11 protein-coding genes and 1 tRNA gene are annotated in these 18657 nt (G+C 55.6%); 5 read left to right on the forward strand and 7 right to left on the reverse strand.

Annotated elements, in window-relative coordinates; translation table 11 throughout:
• Position 1 precedes the first annotated feature (1 nt).
• From IE105_RS10220 to IE105_RS10230, 3 genes are all read right to left on the reverse strand, one after another.
• A complete protein-coding gene (locus IE105_RS10220; protein ID WP_189498114.1) occupies positions 2–1075 on the reverse strand; it encodes a DUF2336 domain-containing protein in 1074 nt (357 codons plus the stop codon).
• A 122-nt stretch (positions 1076–1197) separates the two neighbouring features.
• A tRNA-His gene (locus IE105_RS10225) sits at positions 1198–1274 on the reverse strand.
• A 71-nt stretch (positions 1275–1345) separates the two neighbouring features.
• Positions 1346–2290 (reverse strand): M48 family metallopeptidase, encoded by a 945-nt coding sequence (locus IE105_RS10230; protein ID WP_189498116.1) that lies wholly within the window; start codon positions 2288–2290, stop codon positions 1346–1348.
• A gap of 193 nt (positions 2291–2483) precedes the next feature.
• On the opposite strand from IE105_RS10230, the gene IE105_RS10235 reads away from it, so the two are divergent.
• Both IE105_RS10235 and phhA read left to right on the forward strand, forming a co-directional pair.
• Entirely contained in the window at positions 2484–5507 is a 3024-nt protein-coding gene (locus IE105_RS10235; protein ID WP_189498118.1) for an AsmA family protein, read from the forward strand.
• A gap of 95 nt (positions 5508–5602) precedes the next feature.
• Positions 5603–6466 carry a phenylalanine 4-monooxygenase gene (gene phhA / locus IE105_RS10240; RefSeq protein WP_189498120.1) on the forward strand — a complete coding sequence of 288 codons (864 nt, stop codon included), beginning with the start codon at positions 5603–5605 and terminating at the stop codon, positions 6464–6466.
• Here phhA and alaS read toward each other — a convergent pair.
• From alaS to IE105_RS10255, 3 genes are all read right to left on the reverse strand, one after another.
• Positions 6463–9096, reverse strand: a complete 2634-nt coding sequence (gene alaS, locus IE105_RS10245) for an alanine--tRNA ligase (protein ID WP_189498123.1) — start codon at positions 9094–9096, stop codon at positions 6463–6465. The genes phhA and alaS overlap by 4 nt on opposite strands.
• 223 nt (positions 9097–9319) lie before the next feature.
• Positions 9320–10426, reverse strand: coding sequence for a recombinase RecA (gene recA / locus IE105_RS10250; protein ID WP_189498125.1), 1107 nt, complete (start codon positions 10424–10426; stop codon positions 9320–9322).
• Between the two features lie 309 nt (positions 10427–10735).
• The gene (locus IE105_RS10255; protein ID WP_189498127.1) at positions 10736–13258 is read right to left on the reverse strand and encodes an ATP-binding protein; all 2523 of its coding nucleotides are present in this window, start codon (positions 13256–13258) and stop codon (positions 10736–10738) included.
• A gap of 90 nt (positions 13259–13348) precedes the next feature.
• Between IE105_RS10255 and IE105_RS10260 the strand changes: the two genes are divergently transcribed.
• Both IE105_RS10260 and IE105_RS10265 read left to right on the forward strand, forming a co-directional pair.
• On the forward strand, positions 13349–15184 hold the full coding sequence (locus IE105_RS10260; protein ID WP_189498129.1) for a DUF885 domain-containing protein: 1836 nt from the start codon (positions 13349–13351) through the stop codon (positions 15182–15184).
• Entirely contained in the window at positions 15184–17037 is a 1854-nt protein-coding gene (locus IE105_RS10265) for a DUF885 domain-containing protein (RefSeq protein ID WP_189498131.1), read from the forward strand. The genes IE105_RS10260 and IE105_RS10265 overlap by 1 nt, the downstream gene beginning before the upstream one ends.
• 27 nt (positions 17038–17064) lie before the next feature.
• Here IE105_RS10265 and dksA read toward each other — a convergent pair whose 3' ends face one another.
• Positions 17065–17505: an RNA polymerase-binding protein DksA gene (gene dksA, locus IE105_RS10270; protein WP_189498133.1), complete on the reverse strand. Its 441-nt coding sequence runs from the start codon at positions 17503–17505 to the stop codon at positions 17065–17067.
• A 292-nt stretch (positions 17506–17797) separates the two neighbouring features.
• On the opposite strand from dksA, the gene IE105_RS10275 reads away from it, so the two are divergent.
• Positions 17798–18640, forward strand: coding sequence for an AAA family ATPase (locus tag IE105_RS10275; RefSeq protein ID WP_189498135.1), 843 nt, complete (start codon positions 17798–17800; stop codon positions 18638–18640).
• The last annotated feature ends 17 nt before the right edge of the window (positions 18641–18657 follow it).

Raw genomic sequence — 18657 nt, forward strand, 5'->3', positions numbered from 1 at the left:
CTTATATGGCTTGCGGACCGAGGCCATCATCCAGCCAATTTAACCAGATATCTCCAAACTCAGTCGCGGCAGGGTGGCTTGCGATCCGTTCGCCCATCAATCGTTGGAACCGCGCACGCGACACATAAGCGCCACTGCGTTCTATATCGCGAAAAGCGACGGCGCTGGCGACAACCAGTTCGCGCGCCGCTTCGCCGAGGCCGGATCGGTGCAGTAAAGCATTCAAGCCAAATGTCCGCGTGTCCAAGACGATCATCCCGGCTTTGGTTGATGATATCCCCGCCAGCTTCGCCAACGCCAACTGCACAAAACGCCAATCCCCTTGCCCGGCAGCGCGGGCAATCGTTGCCTCGTCCAGACGCTTTCTTTCGATCAACGCATCGACATAAGCAGAAATCGCATCCGGCGACCAATCGGCCGCAGACCAAGAGGCTTTGGCGCGCTCCCCGGTTTCACGGGCGATCTGTGCATGTTCGTCAGTTTCAGGCGCGAGGTTCTGATCAACTTGATCGACCTGCTGATGGATTAATGCGACCGCGAGATCCTGCGGCATGTCCTGGCGGCACAGCGCGGCTTCGCGAATCAAATCGTCGTGCTCAGCCAATTTGACCATACGCGCCGCATCAGATTTCGAGATCAACGCGCTATCATTGGCGGCCAGTGTGGCGATGGACGACAGATCGCCAAAGCTAATCACGGCTTGGCTAACCTTTTGCGAAAGTCTGTGACGCGAGGCAATGGCCTGTGTTTTCACACCCGCGCGTGAGCGCAAAACCGCAATCAAATCATCATCGCTGACGGAAGGCGAGGAGGCGAGGATCGGGACGGCGATACTATCAATGTCATTGATCAAACGGTTCGCAACAGAGCGCGGTAAGTTGTTCGACAATCGCAGTGTGACCGCGAGCGCACGACGCACTTCTTCTGACACGTCCCGCGACAGCACTTCAAAAATCTGACTGGACAGACGCCGTTCAGCGTCTGACAACGGAAGATCACGCACCATACGGCCGATCGCCTGCGCTGCAAGCGCACGCTGTTCGGTCGACGGATTGCCGATCGCAGTTTCTATCATCTGATTGGGGACGGGGCCTAGCGCCACGATCTGTCTCCGTTTCGTTCGGGTAACAGCTATGGGAACAGGGTTAACTCAGGCTTACCAGAGGCCGCCATGAGCATAAAATTTAATGAGAAAAATGGTACCGCCTTCTGGTCTCGAACCAGAGACCTCCTGCTCCACAAGCAGGCGCTCTAACCAACTGAGCTAAGGCGGCACTCTAATTCGGACGCCTTTAAACAAGGCGTCCGAACGCTTCAAGCGGTGATTGCCGCTAATTTCATACCCTTATGCATCTGCTGGGATATCAAGTTGCTCAAACCCGCGACTACCCAGCTTTTGTTGTGCCGTGATATAGTCAGACAAATCTTGCGCGCGACGTTCGGGCGTCGGGTGTGTTGAGAGAAATTCCGGACCCCGAGACGCACTGCTTTCCGCGCCCATCTTTTCCCACAGGCGCACGGCCTGATAAGGATCATAGCCCGCTTTCGCCATATATTTCGCACCCAGTTGATCGGATTCGAGTTCTTGTCTCCGACCATAGGGCAGAACAACACCGAGTTGAAAACCCATGCCGAGGGCCGCTTGCAAATATTGCGTGTTGCGACCCGCACTGTTCATGCAGTCATTATAGGCGCGTTGTGATGTTTCTTTGCGGCAACGTTTGCTCAATTGAGATCCGGCCAAAATCGTTCCGCCTGCAATGGCCAACTGGCCCAGCATCATCTGGCTATACCGCTCTTGCGCGTGCGCGCCGGTGACGTGACCCACTTCGTGGCCCATAATCGCCGCGATTTGATCATCGTTATCGGTAAAATCCATCATGCCTTTGTAAAAGCCCACGCGGTTGCCCGGTAGAACGAAGGCATTTTTTGTGTCTTCATCGAAAACCGCATAATCCCACGTTTGATCCGCCCGTCCCGCCCCTTGGGAGATACGCGAGCCAATATTGCGCAGCCGTCCGGTGTAGCGTGGATCATTGCTGGTGGGGGTCTGACGTTTCACGTCAGTCCAGCTCTGCGCGGCGGCTTGTGCCAATGATTCTTCGCTCGGCGACAGCGCGATGAATTGCGACCGACCCGTTTCAGCGTTGGTCGCACAAGAGGCAATTGCCCCGCCCGCGGCGATCATGCTCGTCGCGCCCGCATATTTTAAAAACTGGCGACGATACAGCGTTTCCGGATCAGGTTTCGCCTGAATGTTGGTTGTTGGCGTTTGATGTGCATTACACATACAATGATCCTCCTAAGACGCGGACTATGAACGACGGCCCATAATCTAACGAAGCTGAACACAGTATAGTTCCAATTGTCATACGCTGCAAATGTCATGAAAAGGTCAGTTAGTTTCCGTTCATTTCGTGTCATCTATGGCCCGTATCGGCGCGCCGGACGTTGTTCGGTTATGTGACCTTAAGGAGAGACGCATGCGAGCCCTTATCATTGGCATTAGTCTATTGGTTGTTGTCATTCTCGGAACGCTATTCATCGTACCTAGTCTGGTTCCCTCAGAGACATACCGCACAACGATCCAAGACCAATTGACGAAGGAACTTGGCCGCGAGGTCCGTATTGAGGGTGATGTCAGCCTCTCGACCTTCCCCGTTGTGAAAGCCAAAACCGGCCGCGCCTCCATCGCCAACCCGTCCGGGTTTTCCCGCGATTCGCTTGCCTCGATTCAAGGGCTCGAAGCGCGCATTAAACTGTTGCCGCTTTTTTCAAAACGCGTTGAGATCGCCCAATTCACCTTGATTGACCCCGATATTCTGCTCGAACGCCTCCCTGATGGACAGGTGAATTGGGAGATCGGCGCGCCGTCATTAGACACAGAAACGACTTCTGAGACACCATCTGAACCGACAGGGCCCTTTAAACGCGATGGCCGATACGCCGCCGTCGATCCGAGTCTGGGGGCGTTTCGGATAGAGAACGGCCGCTTGCTTTATATTGACGGAACAACCGACACCCGTCGAGAACTGACCGAGATCAATGTGCAATTGTCGCTCCCCGCCATGACAAAAGCGCTCGATTTGATCGGGACGCTCGTGATGGACGGCGACCCGCTTACACTTGACGTCACACTGGATAGCCCCCGCGATTTCCTGGAGGGCCGCGAAACCCGGTTGAATGCGCGCGTTGAGACCGATGGGGCCACCCTCTCGCTCGACGGCACAGTCCCGCCCGGAACAGAGATCGCCTTTGACGGCTCGGTCAACGGCGATCTCAGCAATGTTGCCCTCATTCAGGACTTTTTGTCTGAGCCTATTCCCGGACTGGCCCTGCTTAAGACGGCCAAACTATCTGCCGATCTATCCAGCGATGGCACCAATGGCGTCACAAAATTTTCTAAGCTCGACCTGAGCGCCAAAGGCAACGCCTTCGCCCTCACCTTTGCGGGATCCGGGCAATATGATGGCGAGGTCTCGCTGACAGGCCGTTATGATCTCACGGCGACAGATATAGCCGCCCTTGCCGCGCCCTTCGCGCCAGATATCAAAGGTCTCGACGTCGTTGGTCCAACGAAATCTGCGGGCACTGTCACCCTCAACGGCACAAACGTGTCCGTCAAAGACATGACCGCGACAACAAGAAGCGCGGATCTTGATGGTGATATCTCCGGCGCGTTTTCCAAACGTGGCGATATCCTGTCTGGCGCGGCTCAATTTGACGTCTTGATCGCGGATGCTGGCCCATTCGCGCGCCGTTTCGTTCCGGACCTGACGCGAGATGCGGATCTTGCCGGGACCGTCAAAGCCAAAGGTGCGATTATGCTGGACGGCGACACAGTTAAAATAACCAATCTCGTGGCAGAAACGAACAGCGCCGTCGCGACCACCCGATATGACGGCGCCGTGTCCATGGTCGGCGACACACTCGGGGCGGACGGTAATTTCATCGCCACGCTCCCGTCTGTAACCGCGCTCAATGCCGCGACGCAAAAGGACATTCCTTATAGTGACGCCATCGGCAAAGTGAGCGCGACAGGCCGCGTCTCCGGCCAATCTGACAATCTGCGGATTGAAGCCCTCGTCGCAGACCTCAGCGACGGTGAGATTAACGGCCAATTCAAGGGTCGAGCGACCTTGGCAGACGCGGTCTCACTTGCGGGTGATTTGTCTGTCTCCGGCGATTCTTTGCGTGCGTTGGCAGCGCGCTCTGGCACGGTTTTACCGCCATCGACCGATAAAGGCGCCGTGTTTGAAGCCTTCGCCCTATCCGGGAGGGTCACGGGCCCGGTCGATGATATGGCGCTCTCAAACGCCGCGCTTCGTCTGGACCAGCTCTCAGCCACAGGTCAGTTCACCCTGTCGATGGACGGAGAACAACCTAAACTGACGGGGACGCTCACCCTCCCCGGCCTCGATCTGCGGCCCTATATGGCGGCCTATAGTGCGCAACAGCCCGCAGGCGCGATCCAACCCTGGAGCAAAACCGCAATCCCAACCGAAGGGCTTCGCGCCCTTGATGCGGACCTCTCGCTCTCCACGCCGAACATTAAACTGACACGCCTTTCGCTCGGCGCAACGCAGGCTCGCGCGCGGCTCACAGACGGCGTTCTGAAGACAACGATCCCCGAAGTGGGTCTCTATGGCGGGTCCGGAAACGCCACCTTCACACTCGATGGTCGTACGGCAGAACCAAAAATCAATCTCACAGCCGGGCTGAATAGCCTGCAAGCGCAAAACTTTCTCGGGGCTGTTGCGGGTTTCACACACGCCACCGGTATGGGCGCGACTGAAATTTCATTGAGCGGTCAGGGCACAAGCCAAGCCGCGATTATGCAATCGCTGACCGGACTTGGGAGTTTCTCAGTCAAAGACGGGTCCATTAGCGGGATTGATGCGGGCGAATTTCTCACCGGATTGCAGCAAGCGCTAACGGCGCGGTCCTTACCCGGCGGATTAGGGCCATCAAAAACCACACAGTTTAACAATCTAATCGGTAAGTTTTCGATGATGGAGGGCGTCGCAAAAATTGACGCCTTCGCGCTCTCCGCGGCGCAAGTGCAAGTCGAAGGCTCCGGTCAAATTGATCTGGGCAATCAAACTTTGGATGTCCGTCTTCGTCCAAAAACCGTCGGTGACAATGCCAAAGGGCTCGCCGCGTTTGGTATCCCGCTGCGCTTTACGGGGCCTTTTGGCGCCGCAAAACCGCAGCTTGATTCGGATTTCCTCGGACAGGTCATTCAGGCCCGGGCCGCTGCGGAAGCGAAAAACTTAATTTCGGACCGGATTGGCGGAACGGGCGGAAATGTCGTTGGCGGCGTGCTCGGCTCTATCTTAGGCGGCAATACGAAAACGCCCGAGTCAACGGCAAGCCCAGCCCCCATTGAGACGGAAACGCCAGACACGCCAGAGGAGGCCTCCGAATCTGCGGACAAAGACCCAACGCCAGAGGAAAAGGTTGAAGATGCGTTGCGGGGACTGTTTGGCAAGAAAAAACGGGATTGAGGCATAGGTTAGGCGTAATAATCCATTTCAACCGGACGATTGCAACGCACCGGGCTTATAGGCCAGTATAGTCTGCCCTTGAAGGAGCGTAATTTATGGCCGTTTTCGACCCTGTTATTGACGAGCAGACCCCCGCTGCCGACTTTACCATCGCGCAGAAATGGGACCGTTATACTGCTGAAGAACACGCGGCTTGGGACACGCTTTACGCCCGTCAGGTCGAGATTACGCGCGAACGCTCCGTCAAAGAATTTCGAACAGGCCTCGGGCTGCTTGATCTAGGCTCAGGTGGCATCCCCGACTTGGATGTCATTAATCCCAAGCTAAAGGCGCTCACAGGCTGGGAAGTTGTCATGGTCCCTCACCTCGTCCCGGATGAGGTGTTTTTCACCCATCTCGCCAATCGCCGTTTCCCAGCGGGTCGTTTTATCCGCAAGCCCACCCAGCTCGATTATTTAGAAGAGCCTGATATTTTCCACGATATTTTCGGCCATGTGCCGATGCTCACGCTGCCCGTTTTTGCCAATTATATGCAGGCTTACGGTCGTGGTGGATTACGCGCGAAATCGCTCGGCCGTCTCAAAGAACTCGCCCGGCTCTATTGGTACACGGTTGAATTCGGTCTGATCCAGCGCCCCAGCGGTTTGAAAATTTACGGCGCCGGGATTGTCAGCTCTGCGGGGGAAACGCCGTTCTCGTTAGACAGCCCATCCCCGAACCGGATCGGCTTTGATTTGGAACGGGTTATGCGCACGGATTATATCATTGACGATTATCAGCAGCTCTACGTCGTGATCGAGAGTTTCGAACAATTACTCGGCGCGACCCAGCAAGATTTCGGGCCGATCTATGACCGACTGAGCGCGGATGAAACGCGCTACACCGTCACCGACTTGATCGAGGACGACCAAATTATCACGCGCGGCACGCAGGCCTATGCCGCCGCAAAAGCGGGCTAACCCGCGAGCGCCGCTTTGATCGCGTCCAAGGCCTGCTCGGCTTTATCCGGCTGGCTTCCGCCAGCTTGAGCCATGCCCGGTTTTCCGCCGCCCCGGCCGCCAACTTCCACGGCGCCCGCATTTACCAGATCGACCGCTGAGTAGGTTTTGGTCAAATCATCCGACACAGCCACGGCCACGGCGACTTTTCCGCCTTCGCGGGCAATAAACGCAACGATCCCTGAGCCCAACTTATCGAGTTGCTCATTCAGCATGGGGCGTAATTCTTTACCGCCGATGCCTTCGAGAACGCGGCCAACGAAAGGCACGCCGCCGATCTCTTCTGGGCCACTGGATTTCCCGCCGCCGCCTAAGGCGAGTTGTTTGCGCGCTTCGGACAAGTCTTTTTCGAGCTGTTTGCGTTCCGCCATCAGACCTTCGATCCGGGCGACAACATCGTCCGGTTTGGATTTCAATTGATCAGCTGCCGCCCGCGCAAAACCCGCCTGTTGTTCGAGATATTGCCGCGCCGCTTCGCCCGTTACGGCTTCGACGCGACGGATACCCGCAGCGACAGCGCCCTCAGAGACGATTTTGAACAACGCGATATCGCCCGTCCGCGCGACATGCGTTCCGCCGCAAAGCTCGACCGAATAATCCGTGCCGTCCGTATCTTTGCCCAGCGCCAAAACGCGGACTTCATCACCATATTTTTCGCCAAACAGCGCCATTGCACCAGCCTCAATCGCGGCCTCTGGGGCCATAAGGCGGGTTGAACTTTCGGCGTTTTGTTGAATGACCGCGTTCACCGCGTCTTCGACACGCGCTAATTCTTCGCGCGTAATCGCGCCGCCGTGGCTAATATCAAACCGGATCCGATCCGCGTCTACCATCTGCCCTTTTTGGGTGACGTGATCGCCGAGCACCCGGCGCAAAGCCTCGTGCATTAGATGGGTCGCGGAGTGGTTGCGCTTGGTCTTTTCGCGCCAATCGGGATTGACCGAAATTAGCGGGGTCGCGCCGACCGATATCTCGCCGGTTAATGTGCCGATATGAACGTGAAGGTCCCCCGCTTTTTTCTGAACATCGGTAATGTCGATGCGCGCGCCATTGTCGAACTGCGCAACACCCCGGTCTCCCGCCTGTCCACCGGATTCCGCGTAGAACGGCGTTTCTTGGGTCAGGAACATGACAGGCCCCGGCACAGCGTTTTCCACGCGCTGATTATCTTGTAAAATCGCGACAATGGCGTGCGTCTCAGAGAGCCGTTCAAACCCGGTAAAGGCGGTTGGGCCGCTTTCTTCGCGGATGGCTTTGAAAACATCTTCGGTTTCGTCTGTATCAAACTTCCCGCCATCGGCTTGGCTCTGCGCCCGTTGTCGTTCCATCGCGGTCTCAAAGCCCATCACGTCAACGCCAATCCCCCGTCCGCGTAACGCATCCTGCGTCAGGTCCAGCGGGAAGCCGAACGTATCATAAAGTTTGAACGCGGTTTCGCCGGGCAGTTCATCGCCGGCGCCAAAGCCCTGTGTCGCGTCTTCAAGCAAGCCCATACCCCGGCCCAATGTCCGGCGAAAACGCTCTTCTTCTTGTTCAAAGGTGGCCTCAATCGTGGCTTGCGCCCGTTTCAATTCCCCATAAGCGCCCCCCATTTCAGTGACGAGGGTCGGCACTAAGCGGTGCATCAGCGGATCTTTCGCACCGAGCAAATGGGCGTGGCGCATGGCGCGGCGCATAATACGGCGCAGCACATAGCCGCGCCCTTCATTGGACGGGCTGACCCCGTCGGCCATCAGAAACGAACAGGAGCGAAGATGATCCGCAATGACGCGGTGACTAAACTTGGCGTCGCCTTCGGCTTTCGCCCCCGTCAGATCAACGGACGCGCCAATCAATGTTTGGAATAAATCCGTATCGTAATTATCGTGTTTACCTTGCAGGATCGCGGCAATGCGTTCCAAACCCATGCCCGTATCAATCGACGGTTTTGGCAAGTCGGCTTGGCGACCATCGGCGTGGCGCTCATACTGCATGAACACGAGATTCCAAATCTCGATGAAACGGTCGCCATCCTCATCCGGTGATCCGGGCGGACCCCCTGCGACGCTGGGGCCGTGGTCGTAGAAAATTTCGCTACACGGTCCGCACGGGCCTGTGTCGCCCATAGCCCAGAAATTATCATCGGTCGCAATCCGAATAATGCGGTCATCCGGCAGGCCCGCGATTTTTTTCCACAAATCAAACGCATCATCGTCTGTGTGGTAAACCGTGACCAATAGCTTGTCTTTGTCGAGGCCATAATCCTTGGTCACCAATTCCCAAGCGTGATGGATGGCGCGCTCTTTAAAGTAGTCGCCAAAGCTGAAATTACCGAGCATTTCAAAGAACGTATGGTGGCGCGCGGTATAGCCAACATTATCAAGATCATTGTGTTTGCCGCCAGCCCTGACGCATTTCTGCGAAGATGTCGCACGCGGGCTCTCCGGCGTTCTTTGGCCGGTGAAATTATCTTTGAACGGCACCATGCCCGCATTGACGAACAGCAGGGTCGGGTCATTGTCCGGCACGAGCGGCGCAGACGGCAAGACCAAATGGTCGTTGCGGTCGAAATAATCGAGGAATTGGGCGCGAATGTCAGCGAGGGATGTCATGGGCCCGCCTATAAGCAGGCCCGTCATCAGTGCCAAGTCAGGACTTGTCCCTGCGCGGTCCCTCGAAGCGGTATTCTGCAGTCAAAATACGCGGCTTTGGGGCTCAGACTTGACGATAAAACAAAAAAGACGCGCCCCCCTTACGCGGGCCGTGTCCTTTTATCTCAGCGTGCTAATCTGACGGGTGATGGCGGTTACGCCAGCCCCCGTCAGAAACGTCACATTAAGCGCTCAGTTCTGCCTTTGGCTCATCGCCATCGTCTTCGACACGTTCGCCAGACGGCATCAGCAATTCCTCATCCAACAGCCCTTTTGCGCGCAAAATTTTCTGCTCAATCTCGGCCATCATCTCTGGGTGCTCGATCAAGAAGCTGCGAACATTTTCTCGCCCTTGGCCGATCCGCTCATCACCGTAGGAATACCAAGAGCCGGACTTTTCGATCACATCGGCGAGCACGCCCATGTCGATCAATTCACCCGTTTTAGAAATGCCTTCGCCATACATGATATCGAATTCGACTTGACGGAACGGCGGCGCGACTTTGTTTTTCACGACTTTTACGCGGGTCTGATTACCGACCACTTCGTCGCGGTTTTTGATTGCCCCAATCCGGCGGATATCAAGACGCACAGAGGCGTAGAACTTCAGCGCATTCCCGCCCGTTGTTGTTTCCGGAGACCCGTACATGACGCCGATTTTCATCCGAATTTGGTTGATGAAGATGACCATACAGCCCGATTTGGAAATCGACCCGGTCAGTTTGCGCAGCGCTTGACTCATCAGACGCGCCTGCAAACCGGGAAGGCTATCGCCCATATCGCCTTCGAGTTCGGCGCGCGGCGTCAGAGCCGCAACCGAGTCGATCACGAGAATATCGACGGCGCCTGAGCGCACCAATGTATCGGCAATCTCCAGGGACTGTTCCCCTGTATCCGGTTGAGCGATCAGCAATTCGTTGACATCAACACCCAGCTTGCCCGCATAGACCGGGTCGAGCGCATGTTCGGCATCGATAAAGGCCGCAACACCGCCTGTTTTTTGGCATTCCGCGATGGCATGCAGCGCCAACGTTGTTTTACCGGAGCTTTCCGGGCCATAAATTTCAATGATCCGGCCTTTGGGCAGACCGCCAATACCGAGCGCGATATCCAGACCGAGCGAGCCCGTCGAAATGCTCTCCACATCCATAGATGATTTATCGCCCAGCTTCATCACCGAGCCTTTGCCGAAGGATCGATCGATTTGTGACAGAGCCGCGTCGAGCGCCGCTGATCGATTCTTGTCTGTTGCCTTTGAGACAACCTTGAGGGGGGTGCTATTTCTCGCCATGAGACTTCTCCAATCGCGGGGACCGGAGCCCTTCGGCGCCCCAAGATATAACGGCTTTAATCGGACTGCCGTGATGCACTATGTTTCATGTTTGTTCTCACCCCGCAAGCAAAAAGAACAAACACCGAACAATTTTATCAGGTCACATTAGCACAACATCTTGTGCCCGTAAGATTATTTAAGGTCACAGACACAGCCTATTGTGTGCCGGGTACAGATTGTCGCAGTTCGGCCCTGCACCAAAAGAGCAGACGATGGACACACGCCCACCCGCGCCATTAGAAAATGTACGCTCCCGAAAGCCCGCTCCTATTGCGCCTCACCAATCTCGGACTTCACCTTCTCCGCCAGCTCTGCCAGCGTAAAGGGCTTAGGCAAGAACGTGACATCGGGTTCTTCGGCCAGAAGGTCTGAGAATTTCTCTTCCGCATAGCCCGAAATAAACACGATCCGGGCATTCCCGAGAAGTGCGCGCCCTTGTTTCAGCAAGCCCGGACCATCGAGCCCCGGCATGACGACATCCGACAACAGTAAATCAAACGGCTCAACCGCATCTTCGAGAATCTCGAGCGCTTCTTCGCCGTCCTCGGCCTCTGTCACCTGATAGCCGCGCTTGCGCAGGCTTTTGGCCGCAATAATTCGCACAGCGGCTTCGTCTTCGACGAATAGAATGTTGCCCTGCCCCGCGAGATCGGCAGGCTTACGCTCGGCCACAACAACAGGAATTGCCGCCGCTTTTTCCTCGGCGGTCGGCTCTGAGGCCGCAGGCAGATAGATATTAAAGGTCGTGCCCTGACCGAGCTGACTATCAACGGCGAGGTGTCCGCCCGATTGTTGGATAATGCCGTAAACGGTGGCGAGACCCAATCCGGTCCCCTTGCCCAAGTCCTTTGTCGTGAAGAACGGCTCAAAAATCTTCGCCTTGACCGCATCGGTCATCCCGGTGCCCGTATCAGACACCGCAATACGCACGACATCATCTGATGGGAAATCACGCAGAGCCGCGAGCAAGACTTGATCTTTAATATGAGGGCGGGAGAGCCGTTCAGATTCGATTGTAATGCGGCCGCCACCCTGGGCTTCCATCGCGTCACGCGCATTCACGCACAGGTTCATGACGACATTATCAAACTGTGATCGGTCAACCATCACGGCGGGCAAATCGCGCGCGTGACTCAGTTCCAATTGCGCCTGACCACCCAAGGTTTGCTTCAGCGTCAGATACATGTCCGACAGGGCTTCGGACACATCAATCCGTTCAGCGCGCCGCGTCTGTTGCCGAGAAAAGGCGAGCAGTTTTTTGACCAACGCGGCTGCGCGCGCGCCGGTGGCATTAATATTTTGCAGCTCCGGATAGGACGGATCGCCAACAGGATGGCGTTGTAGCAACTCATCCGTGTTCAGACGAATTGCGGTGAGCAAATTATTGAAATCATGGGCGACCCCCGCGGTCAGCTGTCCAATGGCCTGCATCTTCTGGCTCTGGCGCACCTGCTCTTCGAGCGACTTGCGCGCACTAATATCGACGAGATAGGCCCAAAGACGCTCTGGAATGACCGGGTCCGGCACAACGTAAAGCGCGACGGGAACGGCCTTGGGTCCAGCCAGAAGCACGTCGATCGCGCCCAGCTCGGCCATATCCGCCGGAGAATGCCCCGCTAAAGTTTGTTGCACCGTCGCCCCGTCAAACAGTGACAGGAACGATTGGTTCGCAGGTACGTCGCGGCCCGAGAGATTACGGAAGGCTTTGTTATAATAAGTCACGCGGGCGGTCATAATATCCGCGCCATCAACATGCAGGACGCCAAAGGGCACTGAGGCAAAGGCCGAGGCTTGTTCGATCATTTGCCCCACGGCAGGCTGAGTGGCGGCGATCGGCTTACGGTGATCTGCGCCGGGGCGCGACGTATGGCCGTGCAGGGCAACAGACGCGATGAGGTCGCCCGTGTCCGTAGCGGTCCAGCGCGCGATCATAACCGTGGGCGTCACCACGCCTTTGCGCGTAATCAGCCGCGTATCGGCCCGAACGGTTTTCCCGTGAACGGCCTCTGAATCCAGAAGTATAAGGGGATCTTCGATAAATTCATTGATATGAGCGGGGCTTAGCGCCTCCGGTCCGCCCAACCACCGCTGCATCGTGGCATTGATAGAAATGACACGACCATCCCGCGTGACAGAGAACAATCCAATCGGCGCATTCGAGAGAGTCGATTCAGATTCATCCAGAGCGTCAACTTCATCGATTTGCCACAGCACGACATCCGTCCCTGATCCGGCCGCAAGACGGGAAACCGTGATGCGAAAACGCGACAGCGTTCCATCAGGCAAGACGAGGTTTATGTCTTCTTCCGCCCGTTTCGTGTCAGGCCCAATGTGGTGCAGGCGGAAAATCGCGGCCGAACCATCTTTTTCCGTTGTCGAAAAGAGGCGGTCCACAGCCGGGAGCGCGTCGCCTAAGACATCAACATCGAGCTGTTTGACGACATCGAGATAGGCGCGGTTCGCTAGCGTCGGCTTGCCATTACGCGTAATCAACTGCGGGCGGATCGATTTGAAAAACGCGTCACTATAGAGTGAGTCCCGACTGGCGGCCCGGCGATCTTCACCGCCGCCCGCGCGCATCACGATCAACAACCCTGCTGCCAGCAAGACTGCCAAAGCAATGACACCGCCAACCAGCACTTGCAGTCCAGGCTCCAGACTGCTCCACGCCAATGCGCCCCAAACACTGCCGATCAGAACGAGAATGATCAACACAGCGAGGCCGATCCAGCCAGCGCGCTGATCAGGGGACCGATAACGATCGGTCTCTTTAGGAATCACATCATTCATGACGTTACGCTTTAGCGTTTAAATTGACATTGTGGCGATAGTTTCGGACCATACACCGGACCTATGGCAAATCTACGGAAATTCTAGCTGATGAAACATCTCTCAACCACGGCCTTGGCAAGTCTCATGATCGGATTGGCGATTCTACCGGGCTGTCGCGCTGGGGGCGGCCCCGATGTTGACCGCGCCACCATTGTCCAACAAGAATCAGACCGCCTGAACGCGTGGTTCGCTGAGCGCTTTGCCGAAGGCCTCGCCCGGTCTCCGATGAGCCAAACTTATTTTGGCAAGCGCGATAACCAAGATAAACTCGACGACAATAGTCAGATCGCGCAGGATGAAGAAGCTGCCCTTCGCCAGAACTGGCTCGCGGAAATGCGCCGCGATTTCGATGTCGACCGCTTAGACACGCAAACGCGGCTGTCCTACACCTTGTTCGAGGTCGAGCAGGCGGATTGGCTGGCGACCCACGCGGTGGCTCAAAATGATTATGTTTTCCAACATATGAGCGGTCCCCATTCGAGCCTGCCGAGTTTCATTATCAACTTTCACAAGATCGAAACGGAAGCCGATGCGCGGGCTTATATCTCTCGTCTAAACGCGTTTGATGATTTCTTGGGTCAAGCCGAAGCCCGCGCTCAAGCGCAAGCCAATGCCGGCGTGCTCCTGCCGCGCTTCGTATATGATAAAATCACAAGCCCGGCCCAAAACATCATCACGGGCGCACCCTTTACCCCCGGTGATGACAGCCCTCTGTTTAAAGATTTCAAAGCCAAATTGGACGCCAGCGATATTGGCGGGGCCCTGAAAGCGGAACTGACCCAAAACGCGCAAGAGGCGCTCCTGACCGCCGTAAAGCCCGCCTATGATTCCATGCTAGTAATGTTTGAAAAACATGCGGCCATGACAACGGATGAAGATGGCGCGTGGAAATTACCCAATGCCGAAGCCTATTATTCGACCCGCCTGAAACATTACACCACGACGGACCTCACCGCCGATGAAATCCACAACATTGGCCTGTCCGAAGTCGCCCGCATTCAAGCGCGGATGCAAGACATCATGGACCGCGTTGAGTTTGACGGCAGCTTACAAGATTTTTATGGCTTTCTCCGGTCCGATCCGCAATTCACTTACGCCAATGATGACGATGGTCGTGCGGCTTATATCACAGACGCCACAGCGATTATTGATGAGATGAAAGCGCGATTAGACGGCCTGTTCTTGACAAAACCCAAAGCGGACATGATCGTCAAACGAGTTGAGCCGTTCCGTGAAGCCACAGCGTTTGGCGCTTTTTATGACAGTCCCGCGCTCGATGGATCACGGCCAGGCACCTATTATATCAATCTGAAAGACATGGTGGATCAGCCCACATTCCTGCAACAAGCGCTGGCCTATCACGAAGGTATTCCGGGCCATCACATGCAGATCGCCATTGCGCAGGAATTACAGGGGTTACCAGAGTTTCGCGCCCTCGGCGGCCACACGGCCTTCATCGAAGGTTGGGGGCTTTACGCCGAAGAAATTCCGAAGGAACTGGGGCTCTACACCGACCCTTATAAGGAATTTGGGCAACTCGGCATGGAGATTTTCCGCGCGGCCCGGCTCGTCGTCGACACGGGTATCCACGCGAAGAAATGGACGCGTGAAGAGGCGGCGCAATATTATCTTGCTAACATCCCGAACCCCGAAGGCGACGTGCGCGCGGAAATCGACCGCTATATCGTTTGGCCGGGTCAGGCGACCGCCTATATGATTGGTAAGCTCAAGATTATTGAGTTGCGCCGCAAGGCCGAAGCCGCGCTGGGTGACGCCTTTGATGTTCGGGAATTCCATGATGCCGTCCTAACCAATGGATCCGTGCCGCTCGACATTCTCGAAGCTAATATCGACATTTATATCGCTGATAAGAAAGACCAATAATGACCTATCTTCGCCCCCTCGCCGTCACGCTGCTTCTGCTTGGCGCCTGTTCACAAGCGGACACATCGACCCAAGCGACAGCGCCCGCGACCTCAGACGTCGCGCAAGCCGAGTCACCCAGCAGTGAGCAAACAGAATCAGCCATGTTGAATGCGTGGTTCGAACGTCGGTTCGAAGAAAATGTGATGGAGAGTCCTGAATATCTGGCTCGCCTTGGCCGCAAGGACCGCAATGATGAATGGAATGATGAAACCAAAGCGGCTTGGCTCGATCGTATGGATCGTGTCCGGTCCGATCTCGAATTTCTGACACAGGAGGTCGATGTTGACGCGCTGGACGAAGATACAGCGCTGTCGCACCGCCTGTATGTCCGAAACGCCGAGACCACGCTCGAAGGCATGCGCTGGTATGATTATAATTATTCCTTCAACCAAATGTACGGCACGCATTCGGGAATCCCGACCTTTTTGCTCAACCAGCATAAAATCGAGAATGAAGCCGATGCGCGAGCCTATGTTACGCGGCTAAAGACCATTCCCGCAAAGATGGACCCTGTTATCGAACGCTCCAAGACCAGTTTCGACAAAGGCATCGCGCCGCCCAAATTCGTCTATGCCCATTTGCTCCGCGATATTGATAATATCACGTCCGGCGCCCCGTTTGAGCCCGACGCAGAGTTAAACCTGATGCTCGAAAACTTCCGCGCGAAAGTCGAGTTGCTCGACCTTTCGGACGAAACGCGCGAAACATTGTTCGCGGACGCTATTCAAGCGATGGATGAGCAAGTCGGGCCCGCCTACGCAAGACTAAACGCTGAGCTGCGGCGTCAACAAGCCAGCGCCAGTGCTGACGATGGTGTCTGGAAACTGCCCGATGGGGCTGACTATTACGCGTACCGATTAAACCTGATGACAACGACCGATCTGTCGGCCGACGAAATCCACGATATTGGCCTGCGTGAAGTGGATCGGATCCACGCAGAAATGCGCGAGATCATGAAAACCGTCAAATTTGACGGCGATTTACAGGCCTTCTTTGCCTTCATGCGCACAGATCCGCAATTCTACTATCCGAACACGGAAGCAGGGAAAGCCGACTATCTAGCCGAGGCCACGGCGATAATCGACGTGATGAAAGGCCGCTTGGATGACGTCTTTCTACGCAAGCCCAAATCAGCCCTAGAAGTCCGGGCCGTCGAAGCATTCCGCGAACAAAGCGCGGGCAAAGCCTTCTATAATGCCCCGGCCTCTGATGGGTCCCGTCCCGGTTATTATTATGCCAATTTGTACGACATGGCCCAGATGCCGAAATACCAGATGGAGGCACTCGCCTATCACGAGGGTATTCCCGGCCACCACATGCAGATCGCCATTGCGCAAGAACTCGAAGGCGTGCCGTTGTTCCGTAAATATGGTCGCTACACACCGTATAGCGAAGGTTGGGGGCTTTATTCGGAGTTTCTCCCCAAAGAGATGGGCTTCTATGAAGATCCCTATTCAGACTTCGGCCGGCTGGCGATGGAATTGTGGCGCGCGTGTCGCTTAGTTGTCGATACGGGCTTGCATCACAAACAGTGGACCCGCGAAGAAGCGATCGATTATTTGAAAGAGAATACGCCCAACCCTGAAGGTGACATCACCAAGGCGATTGAACGCTATATCGTCATGCCGGGACAGGCGACTGCCTATATGATTGGCAAGATCAAGATTTTGGAGCTGCGAGAACACGCCAAGACCGAGCTCGGCGACGCGTTCGATATTCGTGAGTTCCACGATGTCATCATTGCCAGCGGCCCTGTGCCGCTCAGCATTATGGAAGAACGGGTCAACGCCTATATCACCGCGACCCGTTAGGTCGCGGAACGTTTGCGGGTTGGCCGTTTAGCCGGCCCGCAGGCGCTCGCCGCGTTCGTGCATTTCTTGCGCTTCAAGGGATAAGGTCGCTATCGGCCGCGCATCAAGACGGCGCGGGCTAATGGGATCACCCGTCTCTTCGCAATAGCCATAAGTCCCGTCTTCAATCCGGGCCATGGCACTATCGATCTTGCGCACGAGCTTGCGAAGGCGGTCTTTGGTGCGAAGTTCTAATTGACGATCCGCATTATAGGTTGCGACATCCGTGGGATCGGGATGATTGACCCGTTCGCCTTGAAGATATTCAACCGTTCCGCGCGTTTGCGCCGTGATCTCTTCGCGCCATGCGAGGAGTTTTCTACGGAAATATTCCCGCATGCGATCATTCATAAATTTTTCGTCGTCGCCCGGCACATAATCATTGGGCACAGCAACAGTTTTAGTAGTCGTGGACTTTTTCTTGGCCATGGTCGTTTCCCGAGTAAACGATTCACAAAGATATAGAGACTCCTGGGCGTTATCGCCTTCTATCAATCCGCTTCGCCCCCATCCCATCGAGGCGACTGAACGACGTTCATGGCCACGCGATATGTCGCAATCGCCCTAAGCTCAAGAGGGTGCGTGACATATGGCTGATAATTTCATTCGCCCCTTTGAAAACACGTATTTTTTGCGCGATACGCCCTTGCAACAGGCGACGTTCCCTCAGAGAGACGCTGGAAATATAGCCCGATAGATTTTTGATAGTGAAAGTGACCCTATGCGATTCGAAGGCACAAAAGATTACGTTGCCACTAAGGACCTGATGATGGCGGTGAATGCGGCCATTACGTTGGAGCGGCCGTTGCTGATCAAAGGGGAGCCGGGCACAGGCAAAACCGTTCTGGCGCATGAAATCGCCAAAGGTCTCAATGCACCGCTGTTGGAATGGAACATCAAATCGACAACCAAAGCTCAACAAGGGCTTTATGAATATGACGCCGTGGCGCGTTTGCGCGACAGCCAACTCGGGGATGACCGAGTCCATGATATTTCCAACTATATCAAAAAGGGCAAAGTTTGGGACGCGTTTGAGAGCGAACAGCGCCCGATCCTCCTGATCGACGAAATCGACAAAGCCGATATCGAATTCCCGAACGACCTTCTGCACGAACTCGATAAGATGAGCTTCCATGTTTATGAAACGGGACAGACGATTACAGCGGCACAACGCCCGATCATCATCATCACGTCAAATAATGAGAAAGACTTGCCCGATGCGTTTCTGCGCCGGTGCTTCTTTCACTACATCCAGTTCCCGGATGACCAAACCATGGCAGAGATCGTCAATGTCCACTTCCCAGACTTAAAGCCGCGTCTGCTGTCCGCTGCGCTTAAGCGCTTCTTTGAAGTCCGCGCGATGCCGGGTTTAAAGAAGAAACCCTCGACCTCAGAATTACTCGATTGGCTGAAATTGTTACTGGTTGAGGATATTGATCCGGAAACATTGCGCGAGACTGATAAGACAAAAATGATCCCGCCACTGCACGGCGCGCTGCTGAAGAACGAACAAGATGTGCATCTGTTTGAACGGCTAGCGTTTTTGACTCGGCGCGAGAGCTAAGCCGCTCCCGCCCTCAT

Origin of the sequence: Algimonas arctica (assembly GCF_014652695.1) — a bacterium.
GTDB lineage: Bacteria > Pseudomonadota > Alphaproteobacteria > Caulobacterales > Maricaulaceae > Litorimonas > Litorimonas arctica.

Excerpts from the sequence above, each read along its gene's own strand:
- IE105_RS10220 (WP_189498114.1), bottom strand. The coding sequence starts at position 1,075 with ATGATAGAAACTGCGATCGGCAATCCGTCGACCGAACAGCGTGCGCTT.
- IE105_RS10230 (WP_189498116.1), bottom strand. The coding sequence starts at position 2,290 with ATGTGTAATGCACATCAAACGCCAACAACCAACATTCAGGCGAAACCT.
- IE105_RS10235 (WP_189498118.1), top strand. The coding sequence starts at position 2,484 with ATGCGAGCCCTTATCATTGGCATTAGTCTATTGGTTGTTGTCATTCTC.
- phhA (WP_189498120.1), top strand. The coding sequence starts at position 5,603 with ATGGCCGTTTTCGACCCTGTTATTGACGAGCAGACCCCCGCTGCCGAC.
- alaS (WP_189498123.1), bottom strand. The coding sequence starts at position 9,096 with ATGACATCCCTCGCTGACATTCGCGCCCAATTCCTCGATTATTTCGAC.
- recA (WP_189498125.1), bottom strand. The coding sequence starts at position 10,426 with ATGGCGAGAAATAGCACCCCCCTCAAGGTTGTCTCAAAGGCAACAGAC.
- IE105_RS10255 (WP_189498127.1), bottom strand. The coding sequence starts at position 13,258 with ATGAATGATGTGATTCCTAAAGAGACCGATCGTTATCGGTCCCCTGAT.
- IE105_RS10260 (WP_189498129.1), top strand. The coding sequence starts at position 13,349 with ATGAAACATCTCTCAACCACGGCCTTGGCAAGTCTCATGATCGGATTG.
- IE105_RS10265 (WP_189498131.1), top strand. The coding sequence starts at position 15,184 with ATGACCTATCTTCGCCCCCTCGCCGTCACGCTGCTTCTGCTTGGCGCC.
- dksA (WP_189498133.1), bottom strand. The coding sequence starts at position 17,505 with ATGGCCAAGAAAAAGTCCACGACTACTAAAACTGTTGCTGTGCCCAAT.
- IE105_RS10275 (WP_189498135.1), top strand. The coding sequence starts at position 17,798 with ATGCGATTCGAAGGCACAAAAGATTACGTTGCCACTAAGGACCTGATG.